Raw genomic sequence first — 11,678 nt, forward strand, 5'->3', positions numbered from 1 at the left:
CTGCGCCAGGAGAGCGTGGATGTCCATCGACCCCGCCAGCATTGCCGAACTCGCTCCGCCTGCGTCGCTGCGCATTCCGGCGCATATTGGCGTGATCATGGACGGCAATGGCCGCTGGGCGAAAGCGCGCGGCAAGCGCCGCACCGAGGGACATATCGAGGGCGTCAAGGCGCTGCGAAACCTTGTCGAACTGTGCATCAACTACGGCGTGGCAAACCTCACCGTGTTCAGCTTTTCATCGGAAAACTGGACGCGGCCAAAGGATGAAATTGTCTTCATCTTCAATCTATTGCGCCGGTTTGTTGCGTCAGATTTGCAACGGCTGATCCGCAATAATGTGCAGGTGCGAATCATCGGTTCGCGCGACGGGCTCGAGCCTTCGCTCATTCGGCTGATCGATGATGTCGAGGCCAAGACGGCGGCCAATACCGGCCTCGTGCTGATCGTCGCCTTCAACTATGGCGGCAAGGCCGAAATCGTCGATGCGACCCGGAGAATCGCTGCTGAGGTGGCCGCCGGCCGGCTCGCTCCATCGGACATTACCGAGGCCACGATCGAGGCTGCGCTCTATACGACGGGTATTCCGCATCCTGACGTGATCGTCCGCACCAGCGGCGAGCAGCGTATTTCCAATTTCCTGCTCTGGCAGGCCGCATATTCGGAATTCGTCTTCGTGGATGAGTACTGGCCCGATTTCGATGAGGCCACATTCCTTCGCGTGCTGGAGATTTTCTCCCAGCGTGTCAGGCGGTTCGGCGGTATCGAGGCGGCATCACCTTGACCAATCCAGGCGATTTCTCGTCAGAACCGTCTGCCAATCGCCGCCGCTTGTGGTCCGATCTCGGGCCGCGTCTCGCATCCGCCGCCGTCCTGATCGCCTTGACGGCCACGGCTCTCTATCTGGGCGGCTACGTGTTTTCAGCCGTGGTTGGCGGGGTATTTGGCGGCGTCTATCGCGAATGGGAAACCATGGTATCGCGGGCGCCATTGACGCCCGGCGGCATGGCGCTGATCGGACTTGTAGTGCTGTCCGGCGTGATTTTCCCGCTGTTCGGGCCACTTGGCAGCATGGCAGTCATCGCCGTGGCCTGCGTGATCGCGCTGGCAATGCGCGGCGAGGGGATCTGGTGGCGCGTGCTGGGATTGGTGATTTTCGGTGCCATCATCATCGCCGCGCTGATGATGCGGGGCACGACGATCCACGGCGTCTGGGCCGGCCTTTATCTCGGCACGGTGGTTTGGATGACTGATTCTGCAGCCTTTTTTACTGGAAGGCAGATCGGCGGGGAAAAGCTGGCGCCCGATATTTCGCCCTCCAAAACCTGGTCGGGCGCGCTTGGCGGGCTGGCGCTGGGTACCGGGGCAGGGCTGCTGCTGTGGGTCGTGTTCACGGATTCACCCTGGTGGATCGGCCTCACGCTCTCGGCCTCGATCAGCGTTTTGGGGCAGTTGGGTGATCTGGGCGAGAGCGCAATCAAACGTCATTTCCGCATCAAGGATAGCGGCGATATTATTCCGGGTCATGGCGGCCTGATGGACCGGCTCGATAGCCTCACATTTGGCGTCTTGCTGGTTTTGATCGTGGGCGGCCTGCATGGCGGCTTTGACGCCGTGGCCCAGGGCCTGCTCTACTGGTGATGACCCGGCCGCTGTTTTGGCCGGATCGATAAGGAACGATATGTTCGACTTCGCCTTCTGGTTGCTTTCCTACGTCATTCCGTTCCTGGCGGTACTCACTGTCATCGTGTTCGTGCACGAGATGGGGCATTATCTGGTGGCGCGCTGGAATGGCGTGGCGATCCAGACCTTTTCCATCGGGTTCGGCCGGGAATTGATCGGCTGGGACGACAAGTACGGCACGCGCTGGCGGATTTCTGCAATTCCGCTCGGCGGTTATGTACGGTTCGTTGGGGACATGAACGCGGCCAGCGTGCCGGATGCCGAGGCGCTGGCCAACTTTGATCCCGCACTCGCGCCGCAGCTTTTCGCCAACAAGAATGTCTGGCAGCGCATCGCAGTGGTCGCTGCGGGCCCCATCGCCAACGTCATCCTCACCTTTGTCATCCTCTATGCCCTGCTGCTCGGCTATGGCCGCTACACCATCCCCCCGGTGATCGGGGAGGTAGTGGCGGCCTCCGTTGCCGAGGCGGCTGGCCTCGAGGCCGGGGATACCGTGGTGTCCGTCGATGGCTATGTCGTGCGCGGCTTCGACGATTTCCAGCGCTTCATCGCCACGGCGCCACAGCGGCCGGTCAGCATCGTCATCGAGCGTGGCGGCACGGACCAGACCATCGAGCTCACACCCGAGGCCGTCGAGGTGCAGGATCGGTTCGGCAATAACCAGCGGATTGGCCGCATCGGGGTGAGTCGGAACGTCGATCAGGCCGATGTAAGCCTCTATCGCCCCGGTCCAATCGAGGCGATTGGCATGACGGTGGAGGAAATCCGCTTCATCGTGCAGCGCACCGGCGCCTTCCTAGGCGATTTTTTCGTAGGACGGGGCGATGTCGAACAATTGGGCGGACCGGTCAAGGTCGCCAAGGTTTCCGGGGAAGTGGCGACGCTGGGCATCATCGCGCTGGTCAATCTGACAGCCTTGTTGTCGCTTAATATCGGAATCTTCAACCTTTTACCCGTACCTATGCTCGACGGCGGGCACTTATTGTACTATCTCGTCGAAGCCGTGCGAGGGCGTCCGCTCAGCATGAAAGTTCAGGAAATAGGGTTCCGTTTCGGGTTTGCCCTGGTCTTGGCTCTCATGGTGTTCACGCTCTTTAACGACACCCTGTTTGCCTATCTGAGAACTCTGGGTTAGCCTCTGGTTAACCTTGGTTCGCAAGGTGTTGCAGGAATACAAGGGCACCAATCATTTGCTAACCGCGTCGGGGCTTCCGCCTTGCCGTTGGTTAAAAAGACGGTAAAACGGTGCAATGGAGTTTGCTTGGGGGAGCGCTGTGCATGGCGAGCCCTTGGGCCTGGTCGCAGAAGGCAATAAAAATATGATCCACCCCACCAAGCTGATGCGCGGCGCTTTCTTGGCGCTGGCAATCCTGGGCGCTGCCCCCCTGGCAGGTTCCGGTGTTCCGCTTCTTGGCGTTGTCTCTGCTCACGCCCAGCAACAACAGCTTGTTGGTTCGGTCTTGTTCGAGGGAAACCGTCGTTTCTCCGACAAGCAGCTGCTCACCATGGTGGACATGTCCACGTCGGGCATCTTCTCCCAGCAGCGCCTCGCAGCCGATACTGAAAGCATCCGCCAGGCCTATGATCGCGATGGCTTCCGCGGCGTGTCTGTCACGGCTCGCACCGAAGTTATTCCGGATGGCCGTGTTCGCGTGACCTTCGTGGTCAACGAAGGCGATCGCGCCGGCATCGCGGCAATTAATTTCACCGGGAACAATGCGTTCAATTCCGGTAATCTCAAGGGCGCTATGCTCACCAAGGAAACCGGCTTCCTGAGCTGGCTTTTCAAGGATGACAGCTATGACGAGCAAAAGCTCGCTGTCGACCGCGAGCGCATCCGCCTCTATTACGCCAATCGCGGCTATCCTGACACGCAGGTGACTTCGGTCGGCGAGTTCGATGCCTCGCGCAATGCCTACTTCATCAACTTCACCATCAATGAAGGCCAGAAGTACACCTTTGGCAATGTCGGTATCGAGACCAGCATTGATGGCCTCAACACCAATGCACTGACCGGTTCGGTCGATACCCGTGAGGGTGGTGGCTACTCGGTGAGCGACCTGCAGAAGACCATCGAGGACATGTCCTATGAGGCCACGTCGCAGGGCTATGCCTTTGCTGACGTCCGTGCCCGTCTTGACCGCGATGTCACCAATAGCCGCTTCAACGTCACCTATCTGGTGGACGAGGGTGCCCGCATCTATGTCGAGCGCATCAACATCACCGGCAATACCAAGACCCGCGACTTCGTGATCCGTCGCGAACTGGAATTCGGTGAAGGCGACCCCTTCAACCGTTCCATGGTGATCCGTGGCCGCAAGAACATCGAAGCGCTCGGCTTCTTCTCCGCCGTGCAGCTGTCGACCGCGCCTGGCTCTGCCGCCGACAAGGTCGTGCTGAACATTGCCGTGACCGAACAGTCGACGGGCGAATATGGCGCGACGGCCGGTTACTCGACCTCGGAAGGCATTCTGGGCGAAATCTCGCTGACCGAACGCAACTTCCTGGGCCGTGGCCAATATCTGCGTGCCGCAATCGGTGCGTCGGAATCGGGTCGTACCTTCGACTTCTCGTTCACCGAGCCCCGCTTCATGGGCCTCAAGGTTGCGGCAGGCGTCGATGCCTATCACCGCATCACCGATGAGTCGTCGCGCAACTATTATGGTGTCCAGGCAACTGGTGGTCAGTTGCGTGCCAGCATGCCGATCATGGGCGACCTGTCGGCTACGGTATTCGCTGGTGCCGAGCGCAAGCTCATTACCGACACCGATGGCACCTATACGTCGCTGCTGCTCAATGATGGCGATGAGTTCTACAAGGCATTCGTTGGCTACACGCTGACCTGGAATAGCCTTGACGACACCAAGAAGCCGACGACCGGTCTCTATGCGACCTTTACCCAGCAATATATCGGCTGGGACCATAACCTGCTCAAGAGCGAAGCTCGTGCCCGCTATTTCATTCCTCTGCTTGACGATAGCGGCATCGTTGCCAGCGTCAGGGGCCAGGCCGGCGTGATCAATGACTTCAGCGGCGATGGCGTCAATGTCGTGGAAGCCTTCTTGCCGGGTTCGCAGTTGATCCGTGGCTTTGAAAGCCGTGGCCTGGGTCCGCGTATCGTGGGTGACCAATATCTGGGCGCGACCATGTATGCTGGCCTCTCTGCGGAAATCCAGTTCCCGATCCCGGTTCTGCCGGAGACCTATGGCCTGTCGGGTGCAATCTGGGCTGACGCTGCCTGGATCGATGACGGCACTCTGCCGAACACGAATGGCAATGCGGTTGATCCTGACAGCATTGACTCGCCATGGCGGACTTCGATCGGCGCCTCGCTGATCTGGGACTCGCCGTTCGGCCCGCTGCGTGGCGACTTCGCCCACGTGCTGAACAAGTCGACCGACGACCGCACCCAGTTGTTCCAGCTGACCCTGCAGACTCTGCTGTAGGCTAAAGTGCAGTGACTCAGTTATTGAGCCGCGGGGCGGTAGCGCCGCGGCTCAATTGTTTTAAGTGATATCATGGTCGATACCCGATTTCATCGTTTCGCCGGAACGGCCACGCTTGGCGCGATCCTGACTGCGCTGGGCCGCAGTGAATTGCTGCCCTCCCAGCAGGCCGACCCGACAATATCGGGTGTTGCCGAGCTGGATCTTGCTGCTCCCGGCGATCTCGCGCTGGCCGCCCACGCCAGCTACACCGAGGCCCTCCGCAAAACGTCGGCGGGCGCTGTCATCGTATTGCCGGCACTGCGCGATGCCGTTCCAGCTGGCAGCGTGGCGGTTGTCACCGATAAGCCGCATCACCTGTTCGCCGATATTCTCGATCAGCTCTACCCATCCAACACCCGCTCCATCATTGCGGCCGGCCGGGACGATCTTGGCGCACCGGTCTTTGAGCGCGATGTGACGCTGGGCACCAACGTGGTGATTGGCGCCGGTGTCGAAATCGGCCGCGGCACGATCATCGGTGCCAACACAGTTATCGGCGCTGGGGTGACCATCGGGCGCAATTGCATCATCGCGGCCAATTGCACCATCGATTGCGCCCATATCGGCAATGACGTCGTCATCCAGTCCGGTGTGCGCATCGGCACCGAAGGGTTTGGCTGGCTGGACTTCGGCATCAGCAACCGCAAGCTGCCGCAGCTGGGCCGCGTCCTGGTTCAGGATCGCGTCGAAGTGGGCGCCAATTCCACCATTGATCGGGGCGCGCTGGGCGACACCATGGTCGGTGAAGGCACCAAGATCGATAATCTGGTCCAGATCGGTCATAACTGCAGGATTGGCCGCAATTGCATCATTGCGGCGATGAGCGGCCTAGCCGGATCTACCATTATCGGCGATGGCGTCCTGATGGCCGGCGGCGCAGGTACCTCCGGCCATCTGACGATTGGGTCAGGCTCGGTAATCCATGGCCGGGCAGCCGTCACCAAGGATTGGCCCGCAGGGTCCAAACTTGCCGGAGCTCCGGCGCAGGATATAAGAGATTTCTGGCGCGAGATCGCCACAATGCGCAAACTGACAAAAGGGGACAAGCGGGGATGACCGACAGCGCGATAGAGGGTACTGAACTGGCGGCGATGGATATCGCCGAAATCCTCAGGAGCCTGCCTCACCGCTACCCGTTCCTGATGATCGACAAGATTGTCAAGATCGATGGCGATGAGACAGCCGTGGGCATCAAGAACGTGACCTTCAATGAGCCCATCTTTCAGGGTCATTTTCCCGAGAATCCGATTTTTCCCGGTGTGCTGATTATCGAGGGCATGGCGCAGACGGCCGGCGCGATTGTGATCAAGCACGATTCCGGTGGCGGCAAGAAAAACATCGTCCTGATGCTGGGCGTCGACAAGGCCAAATTCCGCAAGCCGGCCGGTCCCGGCGACGTCATCGAATTCCATATCGCCAAGATCCAGCGGCGGCGTAATGTCGGGCGCTACCAAGCCAAGGCCATCGTCGAAGGCACCGTTATCGCGGAGGCGGAGATCACAGCCATGATCATCGAGGCGACATCGTGAGCGATGCCGCAATTCACCCGACGGCAATCGTCGGGCAGCACGCGCGCATCGGCAAAGGCGTCAAGATCGGCCCCTATTGCATTGTGGGGGACAAGGTCATTCTGCACGACGATGTGGAACTGGTGTCCCACGTCGTCATCGACGGCAATACCGAGGTCGGTGCGGGGACGCGGATATTTCCGTTTGCCTCGGTCGGACTTGAGCCGCAGGACCGCAAGTATCACGGCGAGAATTCTCGCCTGGTGATCGGGGAGCGTTGCGTCATCCGGGAATCGGCAACCCTTAATCCAGGCACTGACGGGGGCGGCATGCTGACCAAGATCGGCAATGATTGCCTGATCATGGCCAGTGCCCATGTCGCGCATGATGCCATCATCGGCAACAATGTCATCATGGCCAATTACGTCGGCATTGCCGGGCATTGCCAGGTCGGTGACAATGTCATCTTCGGCGGCAATTGTGTCGTGCACCAGTTCACCCGCGTTGGCGCGCACGCCTTTATCGGCGCCCATTCCATGGTCGATGGCGACGTGATCCCCTATGGCATGGCGGTGGGCAATCGCGCCGTGCTGACCGGGCTCAATCTCGTCGGGCTCAAGCGGCGCAAGTTCGATCGTGAAGCGATCCACAAGCTGCGAGCGGCCTATCGCATGATTTTCGCCAGCGAAGGCACATTGCGCGAGCGCGTTGAGGATGCGGCCGAACTGTTCAAGGGCAATGCCTTGGTACAGGACGTCGTGGCGTTCATCGCCGCAGCGTCGGATCGCCCGATCCTGTTGCCGCGCAACGGCCCCACGCTCGATTAGCGCCAGCAGCGGAGCGCCGCATGACATTGCCCATGGCCAGGCCGCTCAAGCTGTTCGTGCTGGCCGGCGAACCGTCCGGCGACAGGATTGCCGCCGACCTGGTCCGCCGCCTGCGCGAGCGAGTGGCGCTGGAGCTTCGTGGCGTCGGCGGCGATGAGCTGATCGGGCAGGGGCTGCGCTCGCTGTTTCCGATGAGCAACCTGTCGGTCATGGGCGTCACCGATGTGCTGCTGCGCCTGCCGCTGCTATTGTGGCGGATCGAGCAGACAGCGCGAATGATCCGGTCGAGCCAGCCCGACATCGTCGTGCTATTCGACGCTCAGGATTTCTCCGCCCTGCTGGCGCGGCGGTTGCGCGCCATGGGGCATAGTGGGCCGATCCTGCTTTATGTAGCGCCCTCGGTTTGGGCACGCTCGCCCGGGCGGGCGGCCAAGCTCACGCCGCTATTCAATGAAGTGCTGGCCGTGTTGCCCTTCGAGCCAGAGGTAATGGCCCGGCTGGGTGGACCACCAACGGCCTATGTCGGCCATCCGGCCTTGCGCGAGCGGCTGCAGCAGCGCGACGCCGTGGAATCGGGCCCACTGATCTTGTTGCCAGGTAGCCGGGATGGCGAATTGCGACGGCATTTGCCGCTATTCCGACAGGTTGCCGCGAAGGTGGCAGATCATCCGGCGGTGACCCGCTTCGTTATACCGACCCTGCCGGTCCTGGCGGAACGCTTGCGCCGAGAGGTCGCGGATTGGCCGGTGCCGGTCACGGTGATTGCCGAGCGCTCCGAGCGAGCGGCGCTGTACCAGCAGGCGGTGCTAGCATTGGCCGTGTCCGGCACGGCAACGCTGGAATTGGCGCTGGCGGGCGTGCCGATGGTCATCAGCTACGTCATGGATGGGCACCAGGCCCGGGTCTACGAGAAAATCGGCAGGCCCATGGTCGGCCTGCCCAATATCGTGCTCAAGCGAGCGGCGGCGCCAGAACTGGTTTTGTCGCAACCGGATGCCACGGTGTTGCGCGGGGCGGTACGCAAACTGCTCGACGACAAGGCCGCCCGCCAGGCCCAGATTGCCGCGTTTGGCGAACTGTCTGACCTGATGGAGCATGGCGAGCCCGAATCCCCGCGACAGGACCCGGCAGATCGGGTCCTTGCCTGGTGGCGGGTTTAGCACTCAACTCCACTGATGAAAACGGCCCCATCCTTGACCAAGGATGGGGCCGCCGGCTTGTAGGGAGCTGATGCCTCAGCGCGTCGCGATGGGCTCGAACTCGCGCGCTGGCGAGCCGTTATAGAGCTGGCGTGGGCGGCCGATTTTCTTCTGCGGGTCGCCGATCATTTCCTTCCACTGCGAAATCCAGCCGACAGTGCGCGCGACGGCGAACAGCACGGTGAACATCGAGGTGGGGAAGCCGATGGCATCCAGGATCACGCCCGAATAGAAATCGACGTTCGGGTAGAGCTTGCGGTCGATGAAGTAGGGGTCCTCAAGCGCGATTTTTTCGAGTTCCTGGGCAACCTGCAGCGTCGGGTTATTGTGCACGCCCAGAATGTCGAGCACTTCCTTGGCCGTGGCCTGCATCACCGTAGCGCGCGGATCGAAGTTCTTATACACGCGGTGGCCAAAACCCATCAGGCGGAACGGGTCGTTCTTGTCCTTGGCGCGGGCGATGAATTCGGGGATCCGATCGACGGTGCCGATTTCGCGCAGCATGTTGAGTGCGGCTTCATTGGCGCCACCATGCGCCGGGCCCCACAGGCAGGCAACGCCGGCCGCGATACAGGCGAAGGGGTTGGCGTCGGACGAGCCGGAGAGGCGCACCGTCGAGGTCGAGGCGTTCTGCTCGTGATCGGCATGGAGCGTGAAGATCAGGTCCATGGCGCGGGCAATGCGGGGATCGACCTTGTATTCCTCGGCCGGCACGGCAAAGCACATATGCAGGAAATTGGCCGCGTAATCGAGATCGTTGCGCGGATAGACGAAGGGCTGACCAACCGAATATTTGTAGGCCATGGCAGCGATCGTAGGCATCTTGGCGATCATGCGGATCGAGGCGATCTCGCGCTGACGCGGATCGTTGATGTCGGTGGAGTCGTGGTAGAAAGCGGCCATGGCGCCGACCACGCCGGTCATGACAGCCATCGGGTGAGCGTCACGGCGGAAGCCACGGAAGAAATAGTGCATCTGTTCATGCACCATGGTGTGGCGGGTCACCAGCTCGTCAAATTCGGCCATCTGGGCCTTGCTGGGCAGCTCCCCATAGAGCAGCAGGTAGCAGACTTCGAGGTAATTGCTCTCGGCGGCAAGCTGGTCGATCGGATAGCCGCGATAGAGCAATTCGCCCTTGTCGCCATCGATATAGGTGATCGCGCTGTCACAAGCCGCGGTCGAAGTGAAGCCGGGATCGTAGGTGAACAGCCCGGTCTTGGCGTACAAAGATCGGATGTCGATCACTTCAGGCCCGACAGATCCGGCCAGTACCGGAAATTCGTAGGTCTGGTCCCCGATGACGAGTTTGGCGACTTTATCGGTCATTCAGCTCTCCTCGTTGGCCGCGCGCCCGAAGGGAAGGAATTTCGGTTGGGCTGGGCCGGCAAATCTGCGTAGCAGCATGCGGGAGAGGTATCAGTTTTCGCCCCCGCGATGCAATCGATAGGTAAGCAGCGCTTACCCTCCTCGCGCTCTAGTGAGCGGCGGTCTGGTCGGCCAGGCGGGCCATGCTTTCCTCGCGCCCGATCAACACCATGACCTCGAAAATGCCCGGCGACACGGTACGGCCGGTGAGGGCGGCGCGCAGCGGCTGGGCGAGCTTGCCCAGCTTGAGGCCCTTGGTTTCCGCCAGCGCACGCATGGCCGCGTCAATGGCCGGAACGCTCCACTCGTTGAGGCCGCGCAGGGTTTCCTCCATATCGGCCAGAACGCCACGGGCATCGGGGGTCAACAGAGCCGATGCTGCTGCGTCGATAGCAAGCGGACGTGACGCATAGATGAACTGGGCAAGATCGATCAGCTCGAGAATGGTCTTGGCGCGGGGCTGCAGCTCGGGCAGGGCGGCCAGCGCCGTTGCCCTGTTGGCGACGAGGCCTTCGAGATCGGCCAGTCGGCCAACTTCCTCGGCGGTCGCGATCATGATGTCGTAGAGGTAATCCGGCTTGGCCTCGCGAATATAGTGGCCGTTAATGCTCTCGAGCTTGACGAAGTCGAAACGGGCCGCGCCCTTGTTCAGGCCCTCGAGGCTGAACCATTCCACCATCTGCTCGGTGGAGAAAATCTCGTCGTCGTCGTGGCTCCAGCCCAGCCGGGCGAGATAATTACGCAGCGCTTCGGGCAGATAGCCCATCTGGCGATAGGCCTCGACGCCTAAAGCGCCGTGGCGCTTGGAGAGCTTGGCGCCATCAGGACCATGGATCAGTGGGATGTGCGACATCTCCGGCACTGTCCAGCCCATGGCATTGTAGATGACGATCTGGCGGGCGGCATTGGTTAGGTGGTCGTCGCCACGGATGATGTGAGTGACGCCCATATCGTGATCGTCCACCACCACGGCGTGCATATAGGTCGGCGTGCCGTCGGAGCGCAGGATGATGAAATCGTCCAGGTTCTCGGTCTTGAACACGACCTTGCCCTGGACGTGATCGTCGACGGCGATCTCGCCGGTGAGCGGGGCCTTGATGCGGATGACGGGTTCGACGCCGGACGGCGCCTCCTTGGGATCGCGGTCGCGCCAATAGCCATTGTAGCGCGGCGGCTTGCCGGCAGCGCGCGCTTCTTCGCGCATCTGGTCGAGCTCGGCGGGCGAGCAATAGCAATAATAAGCATGGCCCATTTTCACCAGCTCATGCGCCACTTCGGCGTGGCGGGCAGCCCGGCCAAACTGGCTGATTGGCTCGCCTTCCCAGGTGAGCCCAAGCCAGGTCAGGCCATCGATCAACGCCACGACGGCGGCTTCGGTGGAACGTTCGCGGTCGGTGTCTTCGATGCGCAGGAGCATCTTGCCGCCGGTCTTGCGGGCATAGGCCCAATTGAACAGCGCCGTGCGGGCACCGCCAATATGTAGATAGCCGGTGGGCGAAGGAGCGAAGCGGGTGACAACCTGAGACATGGCGACCGGAAAGTTTGGACGAATTTGCGAGCCGTGTGTACCATAGAGGGGCACGAGCGCAAGGGCGGGGGCTAGGCGGGTGC

Annotated in this window: 10 protein-coding genes; 8 read left to right on the plus strand and 2 right to left on the minus strand. The window is 61.3% G+C overall.

Features of this window, described 5'->3' with window-relative positions; genetic code table 11:
• The first annotated feature begins 19 nt into the window (after nt 1-19).
• The 8 genes from FF80_RS00410 to FF80_RS00445 all read left to right on the plus strand — a co-directional run bounded on the left by FF80_RS00410 (nt 20) and on the right by FF80_RS00445 (nt 8,663).
• A complete protein-coding gene (locus FF80_RS00410) occupies nt 20-781 on the plus strand; it encodes an isoprenyl transferase (protein WP_035096695.1) in 762 nt (253 codons plus the stop codon).
• Nucleotides 778-1,638, plus strand: coding sequence for a phosphatidate cytidylyltransferase (locus tag FF80_RS00415; RefSeq protein WP_052153014.1), 861 nt, complete (start codon nt 778-780; stop codon nt 1,636-1,638). The genes FF80_RS00410 and FF80_RS00415 overlap by 4 nt, the downstream gene beginning before the upstream one ends.
• 40 nt (nt 1,639-1,678) lie before the next feature.
• Nucleotides 1,679-2,815 (plus strand): RIP metalloprotease RseP, encoded by a 1,137-nt coding sequence (gene rseP / locus FF80_RS00420; RefSeq protein ID WP_035096697.1) that lies wholly within the window; start codon nt 1,679-1,681, stop codon nt 2,813-2,815.
• Nucleotides 2,816-2,999: 184 nt separating this feature from the next.
• A complete protein-coding gene (bamA, locus tag FF80_RS00425) occupies nt 3,000-5,126 on the plus strand; it encodes an outer membrane protein assembly factor BamA (RefSeq protein WP_160172771.1) in 2,127 nt (708 codons plus the stop codon).
• A 72-nt stretch (nt 5,127-5,198) separates the two neighbouring features.
• Nucleotides 5,199-6,224 (plus strand): UDP-3-O-(3-hydroxymyristoyl)glucosamine N-acyltransferase, encoded by a 1,026-nt coding sequence (gene lpxD / locus FF80_RS00430; RefSeq protein ID WP_035096698.1) that lies wholly within the window; start codon nt 5,199-5,201, stop codon nt 6,222-6,224.
• Nucleotides 6,221-6,697, plus strand: a complete 477-nt coding sequence (gene fabZ, locus FF80_RS00435) for a 3-hydroxyacyl-ACP dehydratase FabZ (protein ID WP_035096700.1) — start codon at nt 6,221-6,223, stop codon at nt 6,695-6,697. Before lpxD ends, fabZ begins: the two co-directional genes overlap by 4 nt.
• Complete coding sequence (gene lpxA / locus FF80_RS00440; protein WP_035096701.1) at nt 6,694-7,503, plus strand: acyl-ACP--UDP-N-acetylglucosamine O-acyltransferase; 810 nt, start codon at nt 6,694-6,696, stop codon at nt 7,501-7,503. Before fabZ ends, lpxA begins: the two co-directional genes overlap by 4 nt.
• Before the next feature lie 20 nt (nt 7,504-7,523).
• Nucleotides 7,524-8,663, plus strand: a complete 1,140-nt coding sequence (locus tag FF80_RS00445; RefSeq protein WP_035096702.1) for a hypothetical protein — start codon at nt 7,524-7,526, stop codon at nt 8,661-8,663.
• A gap of 75 nt (nt 8,664-8,738) precedes the next feature.
• Here FF80_RS00445 and gltA read toward each other — a convergent pair whose 3' ends face one another.
• Nucleotides 8,739-10,028 carry a citrate synthase gene (gltA, locus tag FF80_RS00450; RefSeq protein WP_035096704.1) on the minus strand — a complete coding sequence of 430 codons (1,290 nt, stop codon included), beginning with the start codon at nt 10,026-10,028 and terminating at the stop codon, nt 8,739-8,741.
• Nucleotides 10,029-10,176: 148 nt separating this feature from the next.
• Complete coding sequence (gltX, locus tag FF80_RS00455) at nt 10,177-11,595, minus strand: glutamate--tRNA ligase (RefSeq protein WP_035096705.1); 1,419 nt, start codon at nt 11,593-11,595, stop codon at nt 10,177-10,179.
• Nucleotides 11,596-11,678 lie beyond the last annotated feature (83 nt).

It is taken from the genome of Devosia sp. LC5 (assembly GCF_000735585.1).
Lineage (GTDB): Bacteria > Pseudomonadota > Alphaproteobacteria > Rhizobiales > Devosiaceae > Devosia.

Bases quoted from the DNA above. Each gene is read 5' to 3' on its own strand.
- FF80_RS00410 (WP_035096695.1), top strand. From the start codon at position 20: ATGTCCATCGACCCCGCCAGCATTGCCGAACTCGCTCCGCCTGCGTCG.
- rseP (WP_035096697.1), top strand. From the start codon at position 1,679: ATGTTCGACTTCGCCTTCTGGTTGCTTTCCTACGTCATTCCGTTCCTG.
- bamA (WP_160172771.1), top strand. From the start codon at position 3,000: ATGATCCACCCCACCAAGCTGATGCGCGGCGCTTTCTTGGCGCTGGCA.
- lpxD (WP_035096698.1), top strand. From the start codon at position 5,199: ATGGTCGATACCCGATTTCATCGTTTCGCCGGAACGGCCACGCTTGGC.
- fabZ (WP_035096700.1), top strand. From the start codon at position 6,221: ATGACCGACAGCGCGATAGAGGGTACTGAACTGGCGGCGATGGATATC.
- FF80_RS00445 (WP_035096702.1), top strand. From the start codon at position 7,524: ATGACATTGCCCATGGCCAGGCCGCTCAAGCTGTTCGTGCTGGCCGGC.
- gltA (WP_035096704.1), bottom strand. From the start codon at position 10,028: ATGACCGATAAAGTCGCCAAACTCGTCATCGGGGACCAGACCTACGAA.
- gltX (WP_035096705.1), bottom strand. From the start codon at position 11,595: ATGTCTCAGGTTGTCACCCGCTTCGCTCCTTCGCCCACCGGCTATCTA.